The organism is Azospirillum sp. NS33 (genome assembly GCF_059703765.1).
The window spans coordinates 101,098-126,134 of record NZ_BAAKJB010000021.1; the positions used below are offsets into that span (position 1 = coordinate 101,098).

The following is a 25,037-nucleotide window of genomic DNA, read 5'->3' on the forward strand; positions in this document are numbered from 1 at the left end:
CCCCCTTCGCCCGAATCCGACCGATCCGATTGACGGGAGTGCCTGCGCCGGTGGTCAGTGCGATTGCTTCATCTCCGGTGACCGCGGCCACGGGGGCACCGTTCCTGTCCTTCCCGGACGGGCGGCGCGTCCACGCCGTCGCCGACGCGGACGGCGTCACGGTGCGGTCGCCGGACGGCGCGGCGCGGCGATGGACCCTCGCCGCGGTCGCCGGCGGCGGGCCGCGCCGCCCTCCCCTGCTGGCGCCGGCAGCCGCGGCCGGGCCGCCCGACACCGGCGAGGCGCTGGCCGCCCTCGACGCCGCCTTCGCCCGCCGGCCCGACATCCCGGCGCTGGCCCTCGACCTGCCGGACACCCTGCTGGCCGAGCTGGCGGTCGCCGGAGTCGCGACGGACGAGGGCCGCCCCGCCACGGTGCACCAGGAGACCTTCTTCCAGCAGCCCGGGATGTGGCTGCCGGCGCCGCGGCCCCCCTACCCAGTGCGCCACGTCACCACGCCGGCACGCCGCCATCCGGTGCGCGGGCCCAAGCCCCGCGGCACCGTCTACCGCCGCCACATCCCCTGGCTGGGCGCCACCTTGACCCTGCGGACGGTGGACCCGGAGCGCGATCTCGCGGATGTCCACCGCTGGATGAACGACCCCTTCGTCGCCCGTTTCTGGGAGGAGGCGGGCGACCTCGCCCGGCACCGCGCCTACCTCGAGGCCAACGCCGCCGACCGCCACACCCTCGGCCTGATCGGGTGCTTCGACGACCGGCCCTTCGGCTATGTCGAGGCGTACTGGGCGCGCGAGGACCGCATCGCCCCGTTCTGCGACGCCGCCGACCACGACCGGGGCTGGCACGCCCTGGTGGGCGAGCCGGCGTTCCGCGGCAAGGCCTTCGTCGCGGCGTGGATGCCCTCGGTCTCCCACTACCTCTTTCTCGACGACCCGCGCACCCGGCGGATCGTGATCGAGCCCCGCGCCGACAACGACCGCATGATCCGCAGCCTTGCGACCTGCGGCTATGCCCTGCTCAAGGAATTCGACTTCCCGCACAAGCGCGCCATGCTCGGCGTGCTGCTGCGCGAGCGCTTCTTCTTCGAGCGGCTGTGGGTCCCGCGCGGCGCCGTCGCGCCGCCACCCCCGCACCCTTTTGCCTGAGGACCTCGCCATGCATGTCCACGATCTCGTCGGAATTGGCTTCGGCCCCTCCAACATCGCCCTCGCCATCGCCCTCGAGGAGTTGGCCGCCGCCGGCCATCCCATCGACGCCGTCTTTCTGGAGAAGCAGACGGAGTTCGTCTGGCATCGCAACATGCTGCTCGACGACACCCATCTCCAGATTTCCTTCCTCAAGGATCTGGTCACCCTGCGCAATCCCCGCAGCCGCTTCACCTTCATCAACTACCTTCACGACAAGGGGCGGCTGCAGGACTTCATCAACCTGAAGACCTTCTATCCGAGCCGGCGGGAGTTCAACGACTACCTCGGCTGGGCGGCGGCACAGCTCGACGACCACTGCGTCCACGGGGAGGAGGTGATCGAGGTCCTGCCGGAGGAGCACAACGGGGTGGTGTCGGTCCTGCGCGTGCGCAGCCGCGACCCGGACGGCGCGGTGCGCGAGCGCCGCGCCCGCAACCTGGTGGTCGGCATGGGCGGCGCGCCGAGCGTGCCGGCGTGCTTCCATCACCTGAAGGACGATCCCCGGGTCTTCCATTCCAACGCCTACCTCGCGGAGATCGCCGGCCATGCCGCGGCGAAGCGCATCGCCATCGTCGGCGCCGGCCAGAGCGCCGCGGAGATCTTCATGGACCTGCACGGGCGCCCCGGCGCCCCCGCCGTCGACCTCATCATGCGGGCGCGCGCCATCCGGCCCTCCGACGACAGCCCCTTCGTCAACGAGATCTTCAACGCCGAGTTCACGGACTACATGTTCAGCCGCGACGCCGGGGAGCGGGCGGCCCTGCTGGACGAGTTCTGGCACACCAACTACGCGGCACCGGACCTGCCCCTGATCGAGCGGATCTTCGACGTCTTCTACCAGCAGCGGGTGACCGGCGGGGACCGCCACCGCTTCCGGCGCCGCCACGAAGTGGAAAGCGCCGACGCGGCGGAGGATGGCATCCACCTCGCGCTGCGCGATCTCAACACCGGCCGCCGGGTGACCGCCGCCTACGACGCGGTGATCCTGGCGACCGGCTACGCCCGGGACGGCCACGCCACCCTGCTGGCCCCGCTGTCCGGCCATCTCGACGGCATGGAGGTCGACCGGACCTACCGCCTGAAGACCCGCCCGGGCTTCCAGCCCGCCATCTTCCTGCAAGGGGCGTGCGAGAGCAGCCACGGGCTGAGCGACACGCTGCTGTCGGTGATGGCCGTGCGCACCGGCGAGATCGGCGAGGCGCTGCGATCCGGCCCACGCGTCGCGCACGCCCAGGCGGCCGAGTAGTCGGCGGCCGAACAGTCAACGGACGCCACGTCCCCATTTCCCTGAACCGGCAGCCGTCCCTGCCAAGACGATCCTTGAGGTTGATATCGATGCGTACAGTTCCTGCACCGCGACGGGTTGTGACCTTCACCCTGGGGGCGGCCCTGCTCGGGTCCACCGCCGTGACGCCCGTCCTCGCGCAATCGTCCGGGCCGACGCCGAACGGGGCGATCACCCTGCCGCCGGTCAGCGTGACCGGAGACGCGCCCAGGGAATCCGCCACCGGCCCGGTGGTCGGTTACACCGCCACCCGCAGCGCCACCGGCACCAAGACCGACACCCCGCTGGTCGAGACGCCCCAGGCCGTCTCCGTGGTGACCCAGGACGAGATCAAGGCGCGCGGCGTCACCAACCTCAAGGAGGCGGTCGCCTACACCCCGGGCGTCGTCCCGTCCGCGTCCACCGATCTGCGCGAGGATCTCGTCACCTTCCGCGGCTTCCCCTTCGACTGGGCATCGTTCTACCTCGACGGCTTGCAGATGCCGTCCTCGACCTACGCCATCAGCACGGTGGAGCCCTACGGGCTGGAGCGCGTCGAGATCCTGAAGGGACCGTCGTCCATGCTCTACGGCCAGAGCTCGGCCGGCGGCATCCTGAACGCGGTGTCCAAGCGGCCGCCCCAGTCACCCCTGCGCGAGGTCGAGCTGACGGTGGGCAACCACAACCGCTACCAGGGGGCCGCCGACGTCGGCGGCCGCTTCGTGGAGGGCGGTGACCTGTCGTTCCGCCTGACCGGGATGATCCGGCGCGCCGAGACCGACATCGACTACGTGCGCGACGACCGCATCTACATCGCGCCCTCGGTGTCCTGGCGCCCGTCGGAACGCACCACCGTGACGGTGCTCGGCAGCTACCAGTACGACGATCTCGGCGACAGCGGCGGCACCCAGGCGTTCCTGCCGGCCTCGGGCATCGCGCTGTACAATCCCAACGGCAAGATCGACCGCTCCACCTACGGCGGCGAGCCCGACTTCGACTTCTATAAGAAGAAGCAGTTTTCGGTCGGCTACGAGGTCGACCACGCCTTCGACGACACCTGGTCGATCACCCAGAACCTGCGCTACCGCAAGGTGGACGTGGACTACCAGACGGCCTATGGCGGCACCCTCGACCCCGCCGACGCCAGCCGGCGCACCCTGAGGCGCAGCGCCTTCGGGTCCTTCGGCGGCGCCGACTCCCTCGGCGTCGACACGCGCGTGCAGGCCAAGTGGCAGGTCGGGCGGGCGGCCAACACCAGCGTGGTCGGCGTCGACTACCGGCACACCAAGGTGGAGGAGCGCAACTACTTCGGCCCCGGTCCGTCCATCGACATCTTCTCCCCCGTCTACGGCGCGCCGATCGCCCTGCCCGCCCGGCCGAGCACCGACCAGACGGTCAAGAGCGACCAGATCGGCATCTACGTCCAGAACCAGACGAAGATCGACGAGCGTTGGCTGGTCACCCTCGGCGGCCGCTGGGACAAGGCCGAGACCGACGTCACCGAGCGCTCCACCCCCTACGCCTACAGCAGCACGGACTACGCGCTGACCGGCCGGGTGGGTCTGGGCTACCTGTTCGACAATGGCGTGTCGCCCTATGTCAGCGCCGCGACGTCCTTCACCCCGACCCTGGATCCCAACGCCTACGGCGATCCGTTCGAGGCGCGCACCGGCCGGCAGTACGAGGCCGGCGTCAAGGTGCAGCCGCCCGGCACCGACAGCCTGTTCACCGCCGCGGTCTTCCACCTGACCCAGCAGAACGTGCTGACCGACGATCCCGACCAGGTGAACCATCCCTTCGGCAAGGTGCAGACCGGCGAGTACCGCTCCCGCGGTCTGGAACTGGAGGCCAAGGCGTCCGTGACCGACGAGCTGCGGGTGATCGCCTCCTACACCTTCGTCGACGCGGAATACACCGAGAGCAACTCCACCAACCTGGGCAACGCACCCAAGGGCATTCCGCGCCACAGCGGCGCGGTGTGGCTGGACTACGCGATGCCGGAGGGGCCGGTCCAGGGGCTGTCGATCGGCGCCGGCGCCCGCTACGTCGGCGAGCGTCCCAACACGGACACCACCGCCGGCCGCTTCATGCAGCCGAGCTACACGCTGTTCGACGCGGCGCTCCGCTACGATTTCCAGGAGTCCCAGCTGGCGCTCAACGTCAACAACCTGACCGACAAGGAATATTACGATTGCTGGGCGGCGCGGTGCTGGTACGGCCAGGGGCGGACGGTGCTGCTGACCCTGCGCCACCACTGGTAGACGACCGGAAGCGGGAGATCGCCCGGTGCCCCTGCATCCCGACCTGGCCGCGTTTCTCGACCTCGCCGCGGCCGGCATGGCCGGCGGGCAGATGCCCCTCCACCTGCGTCCGGTGGCCGACGCCCGGGCCGCCTACGACGCGGCGAGCCGGGCGTTCGACGACGGTCCGCCGGCCGGGGTGACGGTCCGGGACCTGGTCCTCGACGCCGCGGCCGGCGTGGCGGGCCGGCTGTACCGCCCGGCCGGCGGCGCGGCGGAGGGGGCGCCGGTGCTGCTCTACTTCCATGGCGGCGGCTACGTGCTCGGGGGGCTGGACTCCCACGACGGGCTGTGCGGCGGCCTCGCGCGGCACGGCGCCTTCGCCGTGCTGTCCGTAGCCTACCGGCTGGCGCCCGAGCACCGTTTCCCGACGGCCTTCGACGACGCCCGGATGGCCCATCGCTGGCTGCTCGACCACGCCGGCGACCACGGCCTCGACCCGCGGCGGATCGCCGTCGGCGGCGACAGCGTCGGCGGCACCCTGGCGACGGCCCTGGCCATCGCCGCCCGTGACACGGGCTGGCCGCTGCCGGTGGCACAGGCCCTGCTGTATCCCTGCACGGCCGCGTGGCAGGACAGTCCCTCGCACCGCGCCCTGGCCCGCGGCCACCTGCTCGAGGCGGACACCCTGCAATGGATGTTCGCCAGCTACCTGCGCGGCGACGCCGACCGGCTCGACTGGCGCTTCGCGCCGCTGCAGGCCGACGACCTGGCCGGCCTGCCACCGGCCGTCGTTACGCTCGCCGAGTACGACCCCCTGGTCGACGAGGGACTCGCCTACGCCCGACGCCTGGAGAGCGCCGGTGTGACGGTCCGGGTCCGGGTCTATCCCGGGATGACCCACGACTTCGCCCGTCTCGGCCAGATCGTCGAGGACGCCGACCAGGCCCGGCGCGACATCGCCGGCACCGTGGCCCAGGCGTTCCGCGAGGCCGGCGGCGCCGGTTCCACCCCGACCGGTTAGCGCCCGGGCGGGGGCGCCGTCCTTGCGAACGGCGGCCGGGTCCCGGACAATCGCCGGCGAACCGAGGACAAGGATCCGCCATGCGCCGCCGCCGCCCCTTCTTCGCCACCCTGCTGCTGTTCGCCGCGGCGCTGACGCCGCCGGCCGCCGCGGCCGATCCGGCCGGCGCCCTGCGGCCGACGCCGCCGGCCTTCGTGCCGCCGCTGGCCGGGCCGGAGGCGGTCGCCGGCGCGGTCGCCCGGCTCGACGGCATCGTCGCCGACGCCATGGCGCGCACCGGGGTTCCCGGCGTCGCCGTGGCGGTGGTGCACGCCGACACCGTGGTCTACGCCAAGGGCTTCGGGGTGCGCGCGGCGGGCCGGCCGGAGCCGGTGGACCGCGACACCGTCTTCGCGCTGGCCTCGGTCTCCAAACCGATCGCCGCCACCATCGTCGCCGCCGAGGTCGGGCGCGGCCGGCTCGCCTGGGACGAGCCGGTGCGCCGCCATGTGCCCGCCTTCACGCTGGGCCCGCCGCAGGTCGCCGCAACGGTGTCGGTGGCGGACCTGCTGAGCCACCGCTCGGGGCTGCGCACCAGCTCGGGCGACCTGCTGGAGGATCTCGGCTACGACCGCGCCTACATCCTGGACCACCTCGGCCAGCAGCCCCTCGACGCCTTCCGGTCCAGCTACCACTACACCAACTTCGCCTTCACCGCCGGTGCGCTGGCCGCCGCCGCCGCCGCCGGCACCGACTGGGAGACGCTGGCCGAGACCGCCCTGTTCCGGCCCCTGGGGATGACCCGCTCCAGCTTCCGCCACGCCGACCACCGCGCCCGTGCCAACCGGGCCCGGCTGCACGTGCGCCGCGGCAGCCCCGACGCGCCGCGCTGGGAGGCGGTGCACGAGCGCGACGCCGACGCCCAGGCCCCCGCCGGCGGCGCCAGCGGCTCGATCGACGACCTCGCCCGCTTCCTGCGCCTGCACCTCAACGGCGGCACCGTCGACGGCGTGGCGGTGGTCGACCCGGACGCGTTGGCGACCACCCACCTGCCGCACCAGCGCACCGGGCCGCCGCGCGCCCCCCTGGGCCGCCCCGGCTTCTACGGGCTGGGCTGGAACGTCGGGTACGACGACCACGGCCGGCTGACGCTCGGCCATTCCGGCGCCTTCTACCTCGGCGCTGCGACCCATGTGTCGCTGATCCCCGGCGAGGGGCTGGGGATCGCCGTCCTCACCAACGGCGAGCCGGTCGGCGTGCCCGAGGCGATCGCCCGGGCCTTTCTCGACACCGTCGACCACGGCGCCCCGACGGTCGACTGGCTCGGCCTGTTCGGCCGGAGCTTCGCGGCGATGCGGGCCGCCGAAGCGGCCGCCTTTCCCTACGGGCCGCCACCCGCCGATGCCCGCCCGCCGCGGGCCCCGGCGGGCTACGCCGGCCGCTACGCCAACCCCTACTACGGACCGGCGCGGGTGGCCGAGGCGGAGGGCGGCCTGGTCCTGACCCTCGGCCCCGAGGCGGCGCCCACCGCCTTCGCGCTCACCCACCATGACGCCGACACCTTCACCTTCGCGCCGATCGGGGAAAACGCCGTCCCGCGCGCCGGCGTCGCCTTCCGCCGCGCCCCGTCGGGCGCCGTGGCGGCGCTGACCATCGACTTCTACGACCGCACCGGCCTCGGCACCTTCGTGCGCGAGGTCCCCTGATCCGGCCCCCGATCCGCCGCCCGGTCCCGCCACCCTGATGACCGCCGCCGTTGCCGGCGCGGGCGGCGGCGGGCAGGATGGCGCACACGCACCGCCGCGGGGAGGCCCATGGAGCTCGTCGTCCTGATCGCCATCGTTCTGGCCGCCGTGGAGCTGCGGCGCCAGCGGGCGCGCCTGTCGCGGCTGGAGCACGCCAACGCCGAGCTGCGCGCGCGGCTCGACGCGGTGGTCCCCGCGCTGCCGGACGACGCGGCGGCGGCGGGCCACCCGGCCGGCGTCGCGCCTCCGTCTGAAGCACCGCGGGCCGACGCGGAGGGGACGGAAGCGGAGGGGACCCGCCCCGTGGCGAGCGGCGCGGTGGCGGCGACGGAGCCGGCCCCCACCACCGCCCCGGCGCGCGACGGCTTCGGCGGGCTGGAGACGCGGCTGACGGGGCGGTGGCTGGTGTGGATCGGTGGCGTGGCGCTGGCGCTTGGCGGCGCCTTCCTGGTCCAGGTCTCGATCGAATCGGGGCTGCTGTCGCCCGGCATCCGGATCGCCCTCGGGCTGGCCCTGGCGGCGGGCATGGTCGGCGTGGGCGACTGGCTGCACCGCCGGCCGCCGGCGCGCGGCGTCGGCCCGGTCGGCGCCGGCCATCTCGCCCCGACCGTCACCGGGGCCGGGGTGGCCGCGGCCTACGCCGCGGTGTGGGCGGCCCATGGCCTCTACGGGCTGGTGGCCCAGACGGTCGCCTTCGCCGGGCTGGCCGGCGTCTCCTTCGCCGCCCTGGTGCTGGCGCTGCGGCACGGCCAGGCCATCGCCGCCCTGGGGATCGTCGGCGCCTACGCGGTGCCGGCGGTGGTCGGCGGCGACTCCGACGACGGGATGGCCCTGTTCGCCTACCTCGCCACCGTGTCGGCGGTGGCGGGGCTGACCGCTCGCTGGCGGGGGTGGAGCTGGGCCGTCCCCACCCTGCACTGGGGTGGCGCGGCCTGGGTGCTGGTCTGGCTGGTCAGCCGCGGCGGCGACGGTGCCCCCTGGCCGGCGGCGCTCTACGTCGTGCTGGCCACCGCGCTGGCGGCCGGGCTGCGGCGGCGGCCGGCCCCGCCCGACGGCGCCGCAACCGGCTGGTGGACGCGGCTGCGGCGCCTCGACGGCGCCGGCCTGTCGGTGGCGCTGGCCGCCCTGGTGTCCGGCGCCCTGGTGATGGTGGCCGCCGACGACGACGCGCTGGCCACGGTGGCGCCGGCCGTCGCCCTGGCGGCGCTGCTGCTGGCCGACGACCGGGCCGGTGCCCGCGCCACCGGCGGCGGGGCGATGGCGGTCCTTCTGCTGCTGCTGGCCGGCGGCATCCTCGACACCGACGGGGCCGGCGGCATCGCCTACGCCCTGTGCGCCGCGGCCGGGCTGACGGCCGCCACCTTCGTCGCCGCCCACGGCAGCGCGCGTGCCGGCTGGTTCACCCTGGTCGGCGGCGCCGGCAGCCTGCTGCTGGTGGCCGCCGGCTACGGGGTGCACGCCGCCGGGGAGCCCGATGCCGACTGGGCCCTGGCCGCCGCCGCCCTGGCCGCCCTGCACACCGCGGTCGCCGGCTACGCCGCCCGGCTGCGCGACCACCCGCCCTGGGCGGCGGTGCTGGCCGGCTACGCCACCGCCGCGCTGGCCGCCCTGGCCCTCGGCGCGGCCCTGCTGCTGCGCGACGTCGGCCTGACGGTGGTGCTGGCCTGGACCGTCGCGGCGGCGGCGGCGGTGCACCGCAGCGTCCCGGTCGCCGGGCTGCGCGGCGTCGCCCTGGCGCTGGCGGCGACCGTCATCGTCCGCCTCGACGCCAACCCCGAGGTGCTGTCCTACGCGCTGGACGGACCGCTGGCGGGGCTGCCGTGGATCTGGACCGGCTACGGCCTGTCCGCCGTGGCGTTCGTCGCGGCGCGGGCCGGCTTCGCCGGGGCGCCGGCGCCGCTGCTGCGCACCGTGCTGGAATCCGGTGCGCTCAGCTTCGCGGTGCTGCTGGTCAGCCTGCAGATCCGTCTCGGCGTGGCCGAGGGGCCGCTGGACCGTCCGGGCTACGACCTGCTGGAACAGGGGCTGAACGCGGTGTGGTGGCTGGCGGTGGCGCTGCTGCTGTACGTCCGGGCGACGCCGGACGCCGGCCCCACCACCCGCTACGGCTGGCGGGTGCTGGGGGCGCTGGGCGCGGCCCAGGTTCTGGTGGGCACCATGGCCGTGTCCAACCCGCTGTGGACCGGCGAGCCGGTGGGCGAGACGGCGATCGTCAACGCCCTGCTGCCGGCCTACCTGGTGCCGGCGCTGCTGGCCGCGGCGTTCGCCGGGCTGGCGGCGCGGCGCGGCCAGCGCGGGCTCGCCCTCGCCGTGGCGGCCGGCGCCTTCGCGACCGTCTGGATGTGGCTGTCCCTCACGGTGCGCCACGCCTTCCAGGGCGGCCGTCTCGACGGACCGGGCTGGGCGGACGGCGAGCTCTACACCCTGTCCGTGGCCTGGCTGGCCTACGGCGGCGCCCTGCTGGCCGTCGGCCTGTGGCGCGGCGCGCTGGCGCTGCGCTACGCCTCGCTGCTGGTGGTGCTGGCGACCGTCGCCAAGGTGTTCCTGGTCGACATGGCGGAGTTGACCGGGCTGTGGCGCGCGGTGTCGTTCCTCGGCCTGGGCGCGGCGCTGATGGGCATCGGCTACGCCTACCAGCGCTACGTCCTGGTGCGGCGCCCGCCCGCCGAGGCCGCGCCGGGGTGACGGCGGCGCTCACCCGCCGGCCCGTCAGGCGATCGCCGGTGCCACCTCGCGGAGCGCGGCCAGCACCGGCTCCACAGCGATGCGGAAGTCCTGGTGGGCGTCCATCAGCCCGGGCGCGGCGCCGGTCACCGCGCCCTCCACGGCGCGGTGCGGCAACCCCGCCACCGCCGCGATGGTCTCGAAATGGCGCTGGCGCGCGCCGGCGCACAGCTCGACCACCGGCGTGCCCGGCTGGCAGAACACCAGGTTCGTCAGCGCGGCGCCGTGCACGCCGACCACCACGGCGGCCTCGGCGAACGCCGCGGCCTGGGCGGCGAACGGCAGGGCCGACGCGCACACCACCTCGAATCCCAGCGGCCCCAGCCGATCCAGCAGGGCGTCCTCGTTGACCAGGCGGCGGCGGTCGGCGTCGCGCCGCGACACGTAGAGTCGTCGCGCCGGCGCCGCGCCGGACGCCGGCCGGATGGCGCGCAGCAGCCCGACCCTGGCCCGCACCGACAGGGTGGTCGCGACGTGGAGCCCGCGGGCGCCCAGCATCGGCGCACCGGCGGGGGGCGGGACCACCGGCAGATGGTCGAGCCCGAAGCGCCGCTGGAAGGCGGCCAGGGAGTCCCGCTGGAAGGGGTGGTCCTGGGCGGCAAGCACGGCCCGTGCGCTGTCGCGGCAGGCGACCGCGGCGTACAGGTTCGGCAGGCCGTCGAACAGCCAGTGGTAGTAGTTGGCCTCCCGGCTCACGGCGACCGCGCCGTCGGGGGCGGCGGGCGCGTCCTCGGCGGCGCGGGCCGCGGCGTGGGCGGCGCCGGAGAACAGGCCGAGGTGGCGGTCCAGCCGGCGGCGGTGAAAGTTGACGAGATCGCCGCGCCCCGCGACCACCGGGACCATGTGCTGCGTCCACAGCGCCGCCCGGTCGAGCCGCAGCACCGCCGCGGGACCGCCCCGCGCGTCCTCGAGATCGGTGTCGACCACGGTGATGCCGGCACCGCCCTCGCGGCGCAGGTCGGCGGCGGCGATGTGCCGGCCGGCGCGCAGGTCCTCGCCCGCCAGGCTGCCGACCGCGGCTGCGGCGCGGGCGAAGCAGGCGCTCGCCCCGGCGTAGTGGCCGCGCGCGTGCAGGGTCAGGCCGAGGGTGCGCTGCGCCGCCGCACCGCCCGCCGGACACGCCGCCTCGGCGAAGCGCTGGCTCTCGGCCAGGCGGCCGACGCCGCGCAGCCCCTCGGCGATGCGGATCAGCGTGTCCGCCTGCCCGGCGTGCTGGCCGAGCAGCGCGTCCAGGTGCTCCACCGAACAGTCCGCCAGGGTCAGAACCGGCGGCCCGCCGCCGGTCGTCGTGCTGTGCATGGCGTGGTCCCTCCGGCACCGCTGGCCCGTCGGGGCGCATCATTAGGCGTTGGGCCGGCCCGCGGCAAGCCCGGCACGCAGGCCCGGGCCGTCAGCGCCGCCCCAGGGTGCGCGGGTCCAGCGCGTCCTGCAGCCCGTCGCCCAGCAGGTTCACGGCGATCACCGTGACGAAGATCAGCAGCCCCGGCCACACCGCCAGCATCGGCGCCAGGGCGATGGTCTCCTGGGCGCCGGTCAGCATGTTTCCCCAGCTCGGCAGAGGCGGCTGGATGCCCAGCCCCAGGAAGCTCAGCACCGATTCCAGCAGGATCACGTTGCCCACGGTCAGGGTGGTCGCCACCACCGCCGGCGCGGCCACGTTGGGCAGGACATGGGCCAGCATGATGCGCCCGCTGCCGGCGCCCATGGCCACCGCGGCGCGGACGTAGTCGCGCTGGCGCGCCGACAGGGTGGCCCCGCGCACCAGCCGGGCCACGGTGGTCCAGCCGAACAGCGCCACCAGGACGACGATGCGCGCGAGACTCGCCCCCTCGCCGCCCGCCATGCCGGGCGGCAGCCCCAGCCGGGTCAGGTCGACCGCCGCCAGCACGATCAGCAGCGGCAGCAGCGGCAGGGCGATGACGGCGTCGGTCAGCCGCATCAGCACGGCGTCGAGCCGGCCGCCGTGGAACCCGGCGACCAGGCCGACGGCGGTGCCCAGCAGCCCCGCCGCCAGCGCCGCCGCGAGGCCGACGAACAGCGACACCCGCCCGCCGTGGAGCAGGCGCACCAGCACGTCGCGCCCCAGCTCGTCGGTGCCCAGCGGGTGGGCCGCCGATGGCGGGCCGTAGCGGTCGAACAGGCTGATGGCGGTGGCATCGACGCCCAGCGCCGCCGCGACCGCGGGCGCCCCCACCACGGCCACCCCGAGCACGGCCAGCACCACGGCGCTGGCCAGCGCCAGGCGATGGCGGGCGAAGCGGCGGGCGAAGCGGCGGGCGGTCACGCGCGTTTCCCCGTCACCCGACGTCTCCCGGCCGCCCGGCGGCGCCGCGGAAGGTGATGCGCGGGTCGAGGGCGGCGTAGGCGACGTCGGCGGCAAGGTTGGCGGCGAGCGTGGTGGCGGTGGCCAGCAGCAGCGCCACCAGGGCGACGTTGTAGTCGTTGCCCATGACGCTGTCGTAGATCAGCTTGCCCATGCCGGGCCAGGCGAACATGGTTTCTGTCACCAGCGCGCCGGAGAACAGCGCGCCGAACTCCAGGGCCACCACGGTGACCACCGGGATCAGCGCGTTGCGCAGGGCATGCCGCCACACCGCGCGGCGCTCGCCCAGCCCCTTGGCCCGGGCGGTGCGGACGTAGTCCTGGCGCAGCTCCACCAGCATGGCGGCCCGCACGTAGCGGGTGTAGCCGCCGACGCTGGCCAGCGTCAGGGTGGCCACCGGCAGCACGTAATGGGGCAGCCGGGCCCACCAGCCGGCCTCCTCCACCCGCCCCACCGGGCCCATCCCCGACGCCGGCAGCCAGCCCAGCGACACGGCGAACAGCAGGATCAGCAGCAGGGCCAGCCAGAAGGGCGGCACGGAGATGCCGGCGAAACAGGCGAGGTTGACGGCGTCGTCGGCCAGGGAATGGGGACGCCGCGCCGCGTACACGCCGAGCGGCAGGGCGACCGCCACCGACAGGACGAAGGCGGCGCCCAGCAGCGCCAGCGTGTTGGCCAGCCGCGGCCCCAGCACCGCCGGGACCGGCTGGGCGTAGAGGCGCGAATAGCCGAGGTCGCCCCGCAGCGCCGCGCCCAGCCAGTTCAGGTAGCGGTCGTGGAGCGGCTGGTCGAGGCCGTGCAGGGCGCGCAGGCGGGCCGCGCCCTCGGCGCCAAGGGTGGGGTTGGCGGCGATCATCAGGTCGACGGGGTCGCCCGGCATCAGCCCGATCAGCACCGTGATGAGCACGCTCATGGCCAGCAGCACCACCAGCGCCTGCAGCAGCCGGTCGACGACCACGCGGGTCATCGGCACCCCCGCTGCCGGCGCCCCCGCCGCCAGGGCCCCCGCCACCAGCGCCGGCGCATCACGGCTCCGCCCGCCACCGTTCGATCCACAAGGTGGTCGGGTACTGGTGCCCGGTGGGTTCCACCCCCGTCAGCCAGGGCGGCAGGATGTGCGCGTCGGCGCGGAAGTAGAGCGGCAGCGCCGGCAGGTCCTCGGCGTAGAGGGTCTGCAGTCGGCCCCACAGGGCGCGGTTGGCGGCGGGGTCGCAGGTCACCTCCAGCGAATCCAGCACGCCGTCCATGGCGGCGCTCCGGTAGCCCGTGTAGTTCTGCCCCGCCCAGCCGTTCTCGGCCGCCGGGACCATGCCCGAATGCAGGATCGTGCGCGGGATGTTCTCCGGCGAGGACAGCCAGGCGAACAGCGCCATGGCGTCGAAGCGGCGTTCCCGCAGGGTCTGGCCGAACAGCACCCGCGGCGGCTCGTTGGCGATGCGCAGGTCGACGCCGACCTGCCGCCATTGGGCCTGCAGCACCTGCTGCACGAGCTCGCGGCTGCGGTTCCCGGCGGTGGTCATGATGGTCAGGCGCAGCGGCGCGCCGGCCGCGTTGCGGCGCACGCCGCCCGGCCCGGGCGTCCATCCCGCCGCGTCGAGCAGGCGCGCCGCCGCCGCCGGGTCGTATCCGTAGGTCGGGTAGCCCGGCACATGCACGCGGTCCAGCGGGTTCACCGTGTTGTGGGCGACCGGCTGGCGGCCGTCGAAGAGCTGGCGGCTGATCGCCTCGCGGTCGATGGCGTGCAGCAGGGCGCGGCGCACCCGCACGTCGGCCAGCGTCGGGTTGTCGAGGTTGAGGTCGAGGTGCTCGTAGAACAGACCGGGCTTGTAGAGGATCGTGAAGCGGTCGCCGTGGCGCCTCTGGAAGCCCAGCGCCTGGTCGAGCGGCAGGCCGGTCTCGCCGGCGATCATGTCGACCTGGCCGGCCAGCAGATTCGCCTCCAGCGCCGCGGTGTTCTCCACCGCCTTGACCACGACCCGGGCGAAGGGCGGCGGCTCGCCCCACCAGGTGGGGTTGGGCTCCAGCACCACGTGGGACCCCGGTTCCACGGCGGCGATCCGGTAGGGGCCGAAATAGAGACCGGGGTTGGTGGTGTCGGTCTCGTAGGTGGAGCGCTGGCGGTAGAGGCCGGGATCGGCCTCGAACACCGGGCGCTCGAGATGCGCCGGCAGGACCAGGAAATCGTTGAGCTCGGCGTAGCTGCACACCGGGCGGTCGCGGTGGACGGTGAAGGTGTGGTCGCCCGCGGTGGTGATGGCGACGATGTCCTCGGCGAACAGCTCGGCGTTGGAAAAGCCGCTGAGGGGGTGGCGCCCGACCTCCCAGGTGAACAGCACGTCGGCGGTGGTGAGCGGCGTGCCGTCGCCCCAGCGCGCGTCGGGGCGCAGGGTGTAGGTCACGGCGTAGCCGGTGGAGCCGTCGTCCCGGGTTTCCAGGACCGCCGTTCCCGCCTCCACCGACGGCAGCGCGGTGCACAGCATGCACACCAGCGCCCAGTCCGCGTCGTAGGTGGTCAGCGGGCGCCGTGCCATCGCCAGGACGTAGCTCTTGGTCGCCATCGCCTCGATCGACGGGTGCCAGTTGGCGGGGAACTGGCTGATGCCGATGGTCAGCGTCTCCCGGGCCAGCGCCGGCGGAGCGAGGACCCCGGCGGCCAGGGCGGCCAGGGCGGAAACCAGGCTGGCGGCCAGGGCGGCCGGACGGTGTCGCATCGCGCGGCGGACCTCCCCTCGGAACGACAGGTTCCTGACTATGGGCACCAACGCGAGGGGATGCAAACGGCGTGAGCTCTGCCATATTGGGAACGTCACTGCATGAGGAGTGCCCCATGTCGGCGTATCTGCGCACCTCGGTCCGCTCCGGCGTCCTCGCGGCGCTGGCCGTCTTCGCCGCCCTCGTGGTTGCCGGCTGCAACACGATGGAGGGCGTCGGACAGGACATCAAGGCCGGCGGCAACGCCATCGAGCGCACCGCCACCGAGGTGAAGACCAAGATGTGACGGCGGCGGGGCGCCCCCTTGACCCGGCGGCGCCCCGCGTGCTGACCATTGCCGTCCCGTCCCACCCCCGGAGGACTCCATGGCCGGTCGCGTGACCGTAGACCGCGACGACGACGTCGCCACCGTGCGTCTGAGCAACCCCGACCGCCTCAACGCCTTCGACCGGCCGATGTGGGACGGGCTCGACGCCGCGCTGACGGCGGTCGCGGAGGACCGGGCGGTGCGGGTGGTGGTGGTGCGCGGCGATGGCGCCGCGTTCAGCCCCGGCGCCGACATCTCGGAGTTCGCCAGCGCCCGCGGCGAGCCGGAGAGCGCCCAGGCCTACGGGGCGTTCATGGACGCGGTGATGGAGCGGCTGCGCGACTGCCCGCACCCCACCCTGGCCGCCATCGACGGGCCGTGCTGCGGCATCGGCCTGGCCGTGGCCCTGGCCTGCGACCTGCGCGTCTGCACCCGGCGCAGCCGCTTCGGCGTGCCGGTCGGGCGCCTCGGCATCGCCATGGCCCTGCCGGAGCTGACCTTGCTGTTCAATGTGGCCGGGCGGGCGGCAACCCTGGAGATCCTGCTGGAGGGCCGGGTCTTCGGTGCCGACACCGCCCACCACATGCGCCTGGTCAACCGGATCGTCGAGGACGACGGGCTGGAGTCGGAGGTCACCGCCACCACCCGCCGGATCGCCGCGGGCGCGCCGCTGGCGGCGCGCTGGCACAAGGCGTTCGTGCGCCGCGCCGCCGACCCGGCGCCGCCCACCGCCGCGGAGATCGCGGAGTGCTACCGCTGCTTCGGCACCGAGGACTACCGCGAGGGCTACCGCACCTTCCTGGAGAAGCGCCCCCCGGTGTTCCGGGGGCGGTAACGCCGGGCTAGCGGTCGTCCCAGTCGGCCTCGTCGGCCTTGAGCACCTCGACCAGCCGGGCGACGCGGCCCGAGGCGGATTTGCCGAGGTCGCCGCCGAGATAGTCGTCGGAGGCCAGCCAGGTCCGGGCCTCCATCAGTTCCGCCGGCGACGCGCCGGTGGCGATGATGGTCGCGATTCGCATGTCGTCCAGGGTGCCGCAGATCTCGACCACCTGGTCGCGGGTCAGCGCGGGTTGTGCCGGAGTCGGGTCGGACATTCTGGCTCTCCTCGGTCAGGACACCTGCGTCGGGGGCACCGTCCCCGATACCGGTGCCGCCACCCGATTGCAAGCGAACAAAGGGCGACCCCTCCCCGGCGGGCGGCACCCCGCCACCGTTCGTCGACGGAGCGTGGACGGCGAGGTGCCGCTTGGCGATCACCGACGCCGATCGGGGATCGTCGTCTCGATCCGGTAGAGGCTCGTGGCCGCGGTTATGTAGAGGAAGGTGTGGTCGTTCCGGGTGGCGAGCGCGACGTTGGTTACGGCGGTCTCGTCCGGAACCGGAATGGAGGCGATCTCGTCGCCCGCGGGCGAGTAGACGCGGACGCCGCGGCGGCTCGCCGCCGACACCGCAGCGTAGATGTTGCCCTTGGCATCGACGGCGATGCCGTCGGCACCCGTCTCCTGACCGTAGTCGACGAGAACCCGCTGATGGGCGGCCGTCCCGTCCGGGGTCAGATCATAGGCCAAAAGCCGCATGGCGCCATTGCGCCGCGGAACCCTGTCGATGCGCCAGTCGGTCAGCAGAGGATCGAGTTCGGCGACGTAAAGGGTTCTCTGGTCCGGTGAAAGCGCAATGCCGTTCGGCCTGGCGACGTCCGCCAGGATGAGATGGACGGAGCCGTCCGTGTCGATGCGATAGACGCCGGACACCGGCTGCTCGAGCGCCTCATGGCCGAAATACCGGGGATCGGTGAAATAGATGCGCCCGCGGTCGTCGATGTCGAGGTCGTTCGGCGCATTGAACGGCCGCCCGTTGTAAAGCCCCGCGATGATCGTCGTTCGACCGGTCTTCCGGTCGGTGCGAACGACCGTGCGGGCACCGAAATCCGCGCCCTGCGTCACGATCATCCGGCCGTCGCGATCGAACGTGATGCCGGCGGCCATGCCGCTCGGGGACCGGAAGAGCGAGGTGTGCCCGGTTTCGGGATCGAAGACCCAGATGTTGCCCGCCTCCATTCCCGTGGCGAACGTCATCGTCAGGTCGCAGAAGTAAATCTTGCCGTCCGGACCGACCGCGGGGCCTTCGGTCCAGTATCCCTCGGAAAACAGCCTTTCCAATTCGGCGCCGGGCGCAACGATCGGCCCCGGCACGAGCGGCGTCCTGCCGCCGGCCGCCGCCGGGGCCAGCCCCATGACGATGGCGACCGCCACCGCGGCGATCGAGCGCCGGGCACAGCGCGATCGTCGCGAACGGAACGAGGGGATCATCTGCGTCTCCATGATCAAGGGGTGGGGCCGGCGTGGCGAAGGTCTCGGCGTGCTTCGTAGCGCGTGCGGCGTTTGCGAGAAACCCGGCGCAATGCACAAGACCGCTGCACCCGGTGCAGCAATGGCCGGTTGCCGTCGTGCGGCGTGACGGGCAATCTTGAGCAATGGATCTCAATCAGGGTCGCGCCGACGAACTCGCGGCATTGCTCGCCGTGGCACGAGAGGGGTCGTTCGTTGCCGCCGGCTTGGCGCTGCAACGCCATTCCACCGTCGTTTCCAAGCGCATCGCGACGCTGGAGCGGCGGCTCGGCGTGCGCCTGCTCGAAAGGACGACGCGGCGCGTGCGCCTGACGGAAGCGGGCGCGCGGCTGGCCGAACGCCTGCGGGTGGCGACCGAAGCCATTTTCGAGGCCGAGCAGGAAGCGGCGGCAGGCGGTGTCGCGTTGCGCGGCCGTTTGCGCCTGGCCTTCCCGGCGGCGATGGGCCGCCAATGGCTGGCACCGGCGCTGCCCGACTTCGCACGCCGCTATCCGGGGCTCGACATCGAGGTCGACTACGCCGAGCGCTATGTCGATCTCGTCGGGGAAGGCTTCGATGCGGCGTTGCGGATCGGCACCCTTGGCGACAGTCGACTGATCGCCCGCAAGCTCGGGGATCACCGGATCGTTCTCGGCGCCGCGCCCGAATACCTCGACCGCCACGGGGTTCCCGATTCGCCTGCGGCTCTGGCCGAGCACAATCTGCTGCGCTACACCGGGCCGGTTTCGACGCCGGAATGGCGGCTGCGCCGGGACGATCGCCGCGCGACGATCCTGCCCTCGGGCAGCTATCGATCCAACGACATCTGCGCCCTGCTGGACGCCGCCCGCCAGGGGATCGGCATCGTCTGCTTCGGCGACTGGTCCATGGCCGGAGATTTCGCCACGGGCGCGCTGGTCCGTGTCTTGCCGCAATGGCAGGTCGAGGTGGACGAGGGCATCTATCTCATCCGCCCGTCCAGGCAGTTCACGCCGGCCAGAACCAAGCTGTTCATCGATTGGATCACCGGGATGTTCGCGGCCGGCCTTCCCTGGGAGATCGAGGCGGACGGGTGCCATGTCACAGCCACGTCGCAGACGTCTGCCGGGTGAACGCGGCATCGCACCTCCCAGGAGCCGACGCCCCGGGATGAGCGCCACCGGCGGTCCGGCCGTTGACAGGGTTCCGGGGCGCGGCCTTAACTCCCACCATCGCAACGACCGGGAGCGCCGTGTCCGCCCATGTCCGACACCCTACCGTCCGGGACCCCCGCGCGCACCGGCGCGCGCCTGCTGGTCGACACCCTGCGCGGCCACGGCGCCGACCTCGCCTTCTGCGTTCCCGGCGAGAGCTTTCTCGGCGTGCTGGACGCCGTGCTGGACGCGCCGGAGCTGCGACTCGTCACCTGCCGCCAGGAAGGCGGCATGGCCTTCATGGCCGAGGCCGCGGGCAAGCTGACGGGGCGGCCCGGCATCGCCTTCGTGACGCGGGGCCCGGGGGCCTGCAACGCCGCCATCGGCGTGCACACGGCGATGCAGGACAGCACGCCGATGATCCTGTTCGTCGGGCAGGTCGGGCGCGGCGACCTGGGCCGCGAGGCGTTCCAGGAGGTCGACATCGCCCGCATGTTCGCCCCCCTTGCCAAATGGACGGCCCAGATCGAGCGGGCCGAGCGCATCCCGGAGTTCGTCGCCCGCGCCTTCCACGTCGCCACCTCGGGCCGGCCGGGCCCGGTGGTGCTGGCCCTGCCCGAGGACGTGCTGGGCGAAGCGGCCGCCGCCGCCGATGTCCCGCCCACCGCGCCGACCCGCGCCCAGCCCGGCGCCGCCGACCTGGCCCGTGTGCGCGAGCTGCTGGCGGCGGCGGAGCGGCCGCTCGCCATCGTCGGCGGCTCGGGCTGGAGCGACGAGGCGTGCGAGGCCTTCAAGCTGTTCGCCGAGGCCAGCATGGTGCCGGTGGCCTGCTCCTTCCGCCACCAGGATCTCGTCGACAACGAGAGCCTGGCCTACGCCGGCGACCTCGGCCTGGGCTCCAACCCGGCGCTGCTGCAACGGGTGCGCGACGCCGACCTGCTGCTGGTGGTGGGAGCCCGGCTGGGCGAGGCGACGACCCAGGGCTACGAGCTGATCGGCCGGCCCCGGCCCGACCAGGTGCTGATCCACTGCCACGCCAGCGCCGAGGAGCCGGGCAGCGTCTTCCACCCCGCCCTGGCGATCCAGGCGGCGCCGGCGGCGATGGCCATGGCGCTGGCCGGCCTGGAGCCGATCGCCGAGCCGCGCTGGGCCGACTGGGCCGCCGACGCCCGGGCCGACGCGCTGATCTGGCTGGAGCCCGAGGCCTGCGCGGGCGCCGTCGACCTCGGCTTCATCTTCGGCTGGCTGCGCGACCGCCTGCCGCTGGACGCCATCGTCACCAACGACGCCGGCAACTTCGCGGGCTGGGGCCACCGCCACCTGCTGTACCGGCGGCCGGGACGCCAGCTCGGCCCGGCCAACGGGGCCATGGGCTACGGCGTCCCGGCCGCCGTGGCGGCCAAGCTGATGAACCCGAAGCGGGTGGTGCTGGGCCTGTGCGGCGACGGCGGCTTCCTGATGACCGGCCAGGAGCTGGCGACGGCGGTCCACACCGGCGCCGCGCCTATCCTCCTGGTCGTCAACAACGGCATGTACGGCACCATCCGCATGCACCAGGAGCGCGCCTTCCCCGGCCGGGTGAGTGCCACCGACCTCACCAACCCCGACTTCGCGGCGCTGGCCCGCAGCTACGGCGCCTTCGGGGCGACGGTGGAGCGCACGCAGGATTTCGTGCCGCAGTTCTGGGAGGCGATGTGGAGCCGGCGCCCGGCGGTGCTGGAGGTGCGAGTCGACCCGGAACAGATCACCACGCGCACCACCTTGAGCGCGATTCGCGCCGCCGCAGGGGGCAAATCCGCGTGACGGCTCCGTCGAAAGGATTGCCGGGAAGGCGTTTTCCAAGGCCCAGGCACGGTTGCGCGTGCGTTCACGCCGTGTTGCCGCTATAACCGAAGTCGGCACAGAGATCGCCGAATAAAGCAACAGATGAGGCGGGGTTTTCCAACTCCGCGTCTGGCGAACAGGACGGGATGATGGACTGGGACAAGCTGCGTGTGTTCCATGCCGTGGCGGAAGCAGGCAGCTTCACACACGCCGGCGAGACGCTCAACCTGAGCCAGTCGGCGGTCAGCCGCCAGATCAGCGCTCTTGAGGAGAGTCTGGGCGTACCGCTCTTCCACCGGCACGCGCGCGGGTTGATCCTGACCGAGCAGGGCGAACTGCTCCACCGCACCGCCCGCGAGGTGTTCGCCAAGCTGTCGATGACCGAGGCGATGCTGACCGAGAGCAAGGAGGTGCCGAAAGGCCCCTTGCGGGTGACGACGACGGTGGCGTTCGGCACGACCTGGCTGGCGCCGCGCCTGCACGAGTTCCTCGGACTCTACCCCGACGTGCACCTGTCGCTGCTGATCGACGACGACGAACTGGACCTGGCGATGCGCGAGGCGGACATCGCCATCCGCATGAACACGCCGCGCCAGCCCGATCTCATCCAGCGCCACCTGATGACGATCCACTTCCACCTCTACTGCCACAAGAGCTACGTGGCGCGGCGCGGCCTGCCGAAGACCCCGGCGGAGCTGGCCGACCACGACCTGATCGCCTACCCGCCCGACGTCCGCGCGCCGATCGCCAACGTCAACTGGATTCTCGAGGTGGGCGACCCCGCCCCGGGCACGCGCCGCCCGGTGCTCCAGGTCAACAGCACCTACGCCATCTTCCGCGCCGCCGAGAGCGGGCTGGGGATCGCCGCGATGCCCGACTTCCTGCTGGCCGGCCAGAGCGATTTCGTGCGCGTGCTGCCCGACATCGACGGGCCGAAGGTGGACGCCTATTTCGTCTACGCCGAGGAGCTTCGGCACTCCAAGCGGATCGCCGTGTTCCGCGACTTCCTGGTGCGCAAGGTGTCCGAGACGCCGTTCTGAGAGCGGCCGGCGGCACCTCCGGGTGCCCCACCCCGCCCGTGAGGGGCGGGGTGGGGCCGGCGCGTCTCAGCCCCCCGGGAACATGCGCTGAAAGCCTTCGGTGACGCGCGACACCAGCGACGGGTCGCGGTCGCGCCAGTAGCGGGGGTCGCGCATCATCGCGTGCAACTCGGCCTCGCCGGCGGCACCGGCGGGGCCGCCGCCCTCGGTGCGCAGGGCCACCGGCTCGGCGCCGGTCATCATCTTGTACAGGGCCATCACCCCCTCATAGGTGGTCGACAGCCCGTCCACCGCCGCCGGCGGCAGCGTCTTGCCGGCCCAGGCGAGGAGCTGACGCGACACCTCCCGCCAGGTCTCCTCGCCGCCGAAGCGCTCGACCAGCCGCTCCACCTCGCGCTCGGCCTGGAACTCGGCGGCGAGGTCCTGGATCAGCGGCACCATGCGCTCGGCCGCGAGGTCGTAGAGGAGCTGCGCCTGCTCGGGCGTGTAGCCCGCGGCGTGGAGCCGGCCGTTGATCTCGGTGTCGGGCTCGAACAGGCCGTGGGTGCAGGCGATGCGGTAGCCGTCCGGCCCCTCCGGCACCCCCAGCGCCCGCAGCATGGCGCCGCGGTCGGGTGCGGCCGGCGCCGCGGAAAGGCGGCGTTCCAGTTCCAGATAGGACTTCAGCAGCGCCTCGACCCGCAGCGCGCCGCCGGCGGCGTCCCAGAACTTCTCCGGCACCTCGGGCGGGCGGACCGCCGGGGCGATGGCGGGGACGGCGCCGGGGGCCGGGACGGCCGGAGGGGGGGCGCCGGCGGTCGAGGCGGTCAGCAGGTTTTCGGCCATGAACGGGTCTCCTTCACGAGCGGGGGAAACGAAGGGCGCCGCCACCGCGGGCGACCAGGGCGAGGATGGTGGCGACGAGGTGGCGCTGGCCTTCGAGATGGCGCAGCGCCGCGTCCGGTGCGCCGGGGCCCAGCGCGCGCTCCAGTGTCATCGCCTTCAAGGCGGCCAGCACGCGGGCGCCGTCGGGACCCGCGAAGCAGCGCGCGAAGGGGGCGGCGAGGTCGTCGGGCGGCCTCCCGGCCTGCAGCGCGGGCCAGGGCCAGCCGCCCTCGTCGCCGGCCGCGTCGAACGGGTCAGCCATGGGGCCGCCCCCCGCCGACCGGGACCGGCCCCGGGGCCGGCCCCGGGGGCGCCTCCGGCAGGGCCTCCGGTGGTGGCGGTGCGGGGGATGGCGGTGCGGGGGTCGGCAACCGGGGCGGGGCGGCGCGCACCAGCTTGCCCGGGACGCCGAACGCCTCGGCCAGCCAGCGCGCCGTCGCCGCCGCGTCGACCGTCTCCAGCGCCCGCGGCCCCAGCGCCCGCGCCGCCTCGAGCCAGCGCAAGGTGGCCTGGGCGTCGCGCTGCGACTGCGCCTGGGCGAGCGGCGAGCGGTGCTGCAGCTCGACCAGGCGGCCGTCGATGACGATGTCCGGGATGGCGCCGCGCCGGCGCAGGATGGCGACCGCGCGCAGCACCAGCGGTGTGATCAGCTCCGCCTGCAGGCGGCCGTAGGTGGCGCCCAGCAGCCGGCCCATCTCCGCCGCCCGCTCCATCACCTCGGTGGCGGTCATCCGCGCGTCGGCCACCGGGGCCAGCCGGTCGGCCAGCAGGGCGTGGCGGATGCGGGCGCGCAGGTCGTCGAGGACGAGCTGCGAGACGTCGAAGCGGCCGGGGTTGGCGAGCGGCGTGAGGCCGGCCGATCCCACCGCCTTGGGGATGATGGTGCCGGGCACGAGGCGGATGGTGGCGGGGTTCAGCACCCCGTCGTCGTCGGCCTGCCAGATGCCGGTGACCGCCACCGAGGCGTTCTTCAGCACCAGCTCGACCACCTTGTTGGCCGTCTTGATGTCCGGCAGCGCCTTCATGACGGGGGAGCGCCCGTAGACCTCGCCGGGCGCCTTGAGCCAGCGGAAGTTGACGAAGGGGGATCGGGCGAAGCGCCCTTCGGCCAGGGCCAGCGGCGCCTCCGACCCGCCGTCGAGCAGCACCGACCAGCGATAGGCGGTGCCGTCGGGCACCACCGCCTCGAGCACCGGGAAGCGCCGTTCGGGCTCCTCGAGGCCGCGCCGGCGCAGCTCCTCCGGCAGGGGAGCGCCGGGGAACCGGGTGTCGAGCTGGGCCAGCGTCAGCTCGTCGGAGCGGAAGGTGACGTCCAGCCGGCCCTCCGGCCCCTCCTCGAGCACCGCGTCGGCCAGCGGCACGGCGGCGAAGCGGAACGCCGCCGCCTCGCCCGGGGCCGCCTCCTCCATCAGCAGGCAGGCGGTGCCCACGGTGGCGAGGTCGAGGAACGCCTGGTGCACCTCCACGGCGAAGTTGGAGCGGTCGAAATGGGCCTGCACGATGCCGGCGGCCCGGTCGAGCATGGGGGCGACGCGGTCGCGCTCGGCGTCGGACAGCTCCGGACCCGGCTGCAGGCCGAGCCACCGCGACCACGGCGGCGTCAGTTGCGACAGCAGGCTGGCCGCCAGCTGCTCCACCGCATCGGGCGCGGTGCCGTCGAACAGGCGGTCGACGCGGCGGTCGCCGGCGCTGCCGCGGCGGGCGAAGGCACGGCCGTTGGGCAGGGCGTAGTCGTAGCAGTCCTGCCAATGGCCCTCCCACGCCGCGCGCCGGTCGCGCGCCGCACGGAAGCGCGCCAGCAGCGCCCTGGCCCGGTCGGCGGCGTCGGCGGCCGGGCGCACGGCCGGCGGCGCACCCGCGGCGGTGGCGGCGGGCGAGAGGGCGGCGGCCGAGGTGACGGCCAAGGCGGCGGCGGTGTCGGCCATGGGCTATTCCCCCAACAGGCGCTTGCGGGTCGGCACCAGTGCGCCCGGTTCGAGCACGCCGCGCCACGAGGTGCGCACGGTGCCGCTGCGGCTGCGGCTGCGCCGCTGCAGCGCGGTCGCCGCGGCGGTCTCGGGGTCCTCGTCCGGCGCCGCATCGGGCAGCGGGTCCGCCGGGGCGGGCGTGGGCTGCGGCGCCGGGGAGGCCGGCGGATCGGTGACCCACCACGGCGGCTGCGACCACCAATCCGGCGGCGACGCGGGCGCCGCCGGCTCGGCCGCCGGAGGCGGCGGGGCCGGCGGCGGGGCCGGCGGCTCCATCACCGGCGGCGGCGGCGGGCGCGGGGGCGGCCGCCGCGCCCGGGTGTGGGGCGCAGCCGGCGCGGGGGGGCACCGAGCCCCCCGGCCCCCCCGCCCCGCCG

21 protein-coding genes are annotated in these 25,037 nt (G+C 74.0%); 12 read left to right on the plus strand and 9 right to left on the minus strand.

All coding sequences use genetic code 11. The annotated features are described in order from the left end of the window. Positions 1-77: 77 nt before the first annotated feature. From AC6H2I_RS18865 to AC6H2I_RS18890, 6 genes are all read left to right on the plus strand, one after another. A complete protein-coding gene (locus AC6H2I_RS18865; protein WP_497502233.1) occupies positions 78-1,145 on the plus strand; it encodes a GNAT family N-acetyltransferase in 1,068 nt (355 codons plus the stop codon). Between the two features lie 10 nt (positions 1,146-1,155). Next, positions 1,156-2,433 (plus strand): lysine N(6)-hydroxylase/L-ornithine N(5)-oxygenase family protein, encoded by a 1,278-nt coding sequence (locus AC6H2I_RS18870; RefSeq protein WP_497502234.1) that lies wholly within the window; start codon positions 1,156-1,158, stop codon positions 2,431-2,433. A 119-nt stretch (positions 2,434-2,552) separates the two neighbouring features. After that, positions 2,553-4,712, plus strand: coding sequence for a TonB-dependent siderophore receptor (locus AC6H2I_RS18875; RefSeq protein WP_497502235.1), 2,160 nt, complete (start codon positions 2,553-2,555; stop codon positions 4,710-4,712). Positions 4,713-4,737: 25 nt separating this feature from the next. Further along, positions 4,738-5,715, plus strand: a complete 978-nt coding sequence (locus AC6H2I_RS18880) for an alpha/beta hydrolase (RefSeq protein WP_497502236.1) — start codon at positions 4,738-4,740, stop codon at positions 5,713-5,715. Between the two features lie 80 nt (positions 5,716-5,795). Continuing rightward, complete coding sequence (locus AC6H2I_RS18885) at positions 5,796-7,400, plus strand: serine hydrolase (protein WP_497502237.1); 1,605 nt, start codon at positions 5,796-5,798, stop codon at positions 7,398-7,400. A 108-nt stretch (positions 7,401-7,508) separates the two neighbouring features. Further along, positions 7,509-10,124 carry a DUF2339 domain-containing protein gene (locus tag AC6H2I_RS18890; RefSeq protein WP_497502238.1) on the plus strand — a complete coding sequence of 872 codons (2,616 nt, stop codon included), beginning with the start codon at positions 7,509-7,511 and terminating at the stop codon, positions 10,122-10,124. Positions 10,125-10,148: 24 nt separating this feature from the next. Here the strand turns inward: AC6H2I_RS18890 and AC6H2I_RS18895 are convergent, their stop codons facing one another. From AC6H2I_RS18895 to AC6H2I_RS18910, 4 genes are all read right to left on the minus strand, one after another. Further along, positions 10,149-11,462 (minus strand): glycosyltransferase family 61 protein, encoded by a 1,314-nt coding sequence (locus AC6H2I_RS18895; protein ID WP_497502239.1) that lies wholly within the window; start codon positions 11,460-11,462, stop codon positions 10,149-10,151. A gap of 91 nt (positions 11,463-11,553) precedes the next feature. Further along, on the minus strand, positions 11,554-12,447 hold the full coding sequence (locus AC6H2I_RS18900; protein ID WP_497502240.1) for an ABC transporter permease: 894 nt from the start codon (positions 12,445-12,447) through the stop codon (positions 11,554-11,556). A 13-nt stretch (positions 12,448-12,460) separates the two neighbouring features. Beyond that, positions 12,461-13,453: an ABC transporter permease gene (locus AC6H2I_RS18905; RefSeq protein ID WP_497502241.1), complete on the minus strand. Its 993-nt coding sequence runs from the start codon at positions 13,451-13,453 to the stop codon at positions 12,461-12,463. A 58-nt stretch (positions 13,454-13,511) separates the two neighbouring features. Continuing rightward, positions 13,512-15,197: a peptide ABC transporter substrate-binding protein gene (locus AC6H2I_RS18910; RefSeq protein ID WP_497502242.1), complete on the minus strand. Its 1,686-nt coding sequence runs from the start codon at positions 15,195-15,197 to the stop codon at positions 13,512-13,514. Positions 15,198-15,313: 116 nt separating this feature from the next. On the opposite strand from AC6H2I_RS18910, the gene AC6H2I_RS18915 reads away from it, so the two are divergent. Beyond that, positions 15,314-15,484, plus strand: a complete 171-nt coding sequence (locus tag AC6H2I_RS18915) for an entericidin A/B family lipoprotein (protein ID WP_497502243.1) — start codon at positions 15,314-15,316, stop codon at positions 15,482-15,484. A gap of 79 nt (positions 15,485-15,563) precedes the next feature. Next, entirely contained in the window at positions 15,564-16,340 is a 777-nt protein-coding gene (locus AC6H2I_RS18920) for an enoyl-CoA hydratase/isomerase family protein (RefSeq protein WP_497502244.1), read from the plus strand. A 7-nt stretch (positions 16,341-16,347) separates the two neighbouring features. Here AC6H2I_RS18920 and AC6H2I_RS18925 read toward each other — a convergent pair whose 3' ends face one another. Then, positions 16,348-16,599 (minus strand): hypothetical protein, encoded by a 252-nt coding sequence (locus tag AC6H2I_RS18925; RefSeq protein ID WP_497502245.1) that lies wholly within the window; start codon positions 16,597-16,599, stop codon positions 16,348-16,350. 159 nt (positions 16,600-16,758) lie between these two features. After that, positions 16,759-17,814 carry an SMP-30/gluconolactonase/LRE family protein gene (locus tag AC6H2I_RS18930; protein ID WP_497502246.1) on the minus strand — a complete coding sequence of 352 codons (1,056 nt, stop codon included), beginning with the start codon at positions 17,812-17,814 and terminating at the stop codon, positions 16,759-16,761. Positions 17,815-17,978: 164 nt separating this feature from the next. On the opposite strand from AC6H2I_RS18930, the gene AC6H2I_RS18935 reads away from it, so the two are divergent. The 3 genes from AC6H2I_RS18935 (at position 17,979) to AC6H2I_RS18945 (ending at position 21,829) form a co-directional block, all read left to right on the plus strand. Beyond that, positions 17,979-18,944 (plus strand): LysR family transcriptional regulator, encoded by a 966-nt coding sequence (locus tag AC6H2I_RS18935; protein WP_497502247.1) that lies wholly within the window; start codon positions 17,979-17,981, stop codon positions 18,942-18,944. Positions 18,945-19,073: 129 nt separating this feature from the next. Then, complete coding sequence (locus tag AC6H2I_RS18940; protein WP_497502248.1) at positions 19,074-20,768, plus strand: thiamine pyrophosphate-binding protein; 1,695 nt, start codon at positions 19,074-19,076, stop codon at positions 20,766-20,768. Between the two features lie 170 nt (positions 20,769-20,938). After that, positions 20,939-21,829, plus strand: a complete 891-nt coding sequence (locus AC6H2I_RS18945; protein WP_497502249.1) for a LysR family transcriptional regulator — start codon at positions 20,939-20,941, stop codon at positions 21,827-21,829. A 66-nt stretch (positions 21,830-21,895) separates the two neighbouring features. On the opposite strand, the gene AC6H2I_RS18950 is transcribed toward AC6H2I_RS18945, so the two are convergent. Genes AC6H2I_RS18950 through AC6H2I_RS18960 form a run of 3 tightly spaced genes read right to left on the minus strand, consistent with a single transcriptional unit; the run spans position 21,896 to position 24,618 of the window. After that, positions 21,896-22,654 carry a capsid assembly protein gene (locus tag AC6H2I_RS18950; RefSeq protein WP_497502250.1) on the minus strand — a complete coding sequence of 253 codons (759 nt, stop codon included), beginning with the start codon at positions 22,652-22,654 and terminating at the stop codon, positions 21,896-21,898. Positions 22,655-22,667: 13 nt separating this feature from the next. After that, positions 22,668-22,955, minus strand: a complete 288-nt coding sequence (locus tag AC6H2I_RS18955; RefSeq protein WP_497502251.1) for a Bbp19 family protein — start codon at positions 22,953-22,955, stop codon at positions 22,668-22,670. After that, the gene (locus AC6H2I_RS18960; protein ID WP_497502252.1) at positions 22,948-24,618 is read right to left on the minus strand and encodes a portal protein; all 1,671 of its coding nucleotides are present in this window, start codon (positions 24,616-24,618) and stop codon (positions 22,948-22,950) included. The genes AC6H2I_RS18955 and AC6H2I_RS18960 overlap by 8 nt, the downstream gene beginning before the upstream one ends. Here AC6H2I_RS18960 and AC6H2I_RS18965 point away from each other — a divergent pair. Continuing rightward, the coding region (locus AC6H2I_RS18965) for a hypothetical protein (RefSeq protein WP_497502253.1) at positions 24,587-25,037 on the plus strand (451 nt) is incomplete at its 3' end. The two genes, AC6H2I_RS18960 and AC6H2I_RS18965, sit on opposite strands and share 32 nt — an antisense overlap.

Coding starts and splice junctions, on each gene's coding strand:
- AC6H2I_RS18895 (WP_497502239.1), bottom strand. CDS start 11,462: ATGCACAGCACGACGACCGGCGGCGGGCCGCCGGTTCTGACCCTGGCG.
- AC6H2I_RS18935 (WP_497502247.1), top strand. CDS start 17,979: ATGGATCTCAATCAGGGTCGCGCCGACGAACTCGCGGCATTGCTCGCC.
- AC6H2I_RS18925 (WP_497502245.1), bottom strand. CDS start 16,599: ATGTCCGACCCGACTCCGGCACAACCCGCGCTGACCCGCGACCAGGTG.
- AC6H2I_RS18945 (WP_497502249.1), top strand. CDS start 20,939: ATGGACTGGGACAAGCTGCGTGTGTTCCATGCCGTGGCGGAAGCAGGC.
- AC6H2I_RS18905 (WP_497502241.1), bottom strand. CDS start 13,453: ATGACCCGCGTGGTCGTCGACCGGCTGCTGCAGGCGCTGGTGGTGCTG.
- AC6H2I_RS18885 (WP_497502237.1), top strand. CDS start 5,796: ATGCGCCGCCGCCGCCCCTTCTTCGCCACCCTGCTGCTGTTCGCCGCG.
- AC6H2I_RS18960 (WP_497502252.1), bottom strand. CDS start 24,618: ATGGCCGACACCGCCGCCGCCTTGGCCGTCACCTCGGCCGCCGCCCTC.
- AC6H2I_RS18940 (WP_497502248.1), top strand. CDS start 19,074: ATGTCCGACACCCTACCGTCCGGGACCCCCGCGCGCACCGGCGCGCGC.
- AC6H2I_RS18920 (WP_497502244.1), top strand. CDS start 15,564: ATGGCCGGTCGCGTGACCGTAGACCGCGACGACGACGTCGCCACCGTG.
- AC6H2I_RS18915 (WP_497502243.1), top strand. CDS start 15,314: ATGTCGGCGTATCTGCGCACCTCGGTCCGCTCCGGCGTCCTCGCGGCG.
- AC6H2I_RS18890 (WP_497502238.1), top strand. CDS start 7,509: ATGGAGCTCGTCGTCCTGATCGCCATCGTTCTGGCCGCCGTGGAGCTG.
- AC6H2I_RS18910 (WP_497502242.1), bottom strand. CDS start 15,197: ATGCGACACCGTCCGGCCGCCCTGGCCGCCAGCCTGGTTTCCGCCCTG.
- AC6H2I_RS18950 (WP_497502250.1), bottom strand. CDS start 22,654: ATGGCCGAAAACCTGCTGACCGCCTCGACCGCCGGCGCCCCCCCTCCG.
- AC6H2I_RS18930 (WP_497502246.1), bottom strand. CDS start 17,814: ATGATCCCCTCGTTCCGTTCGCGACGATCGCGCTGTGCCCGGCGCTCG.
- AC6H2I_RS18955 (WP_497502251.1), bottom strand. CDS start 22,955: ATGGCTGACCCGTTCGACGCGGCCGGCGACGAGGGCGGCTGGCCCTGG.
- AC6H2I_RS18870 (WP_497502234.1), top strand. CDS start 1,156: ATGCATGTCCACGATCTCGTCGGAATTGGCTTCGGCCCCTCCAACATC.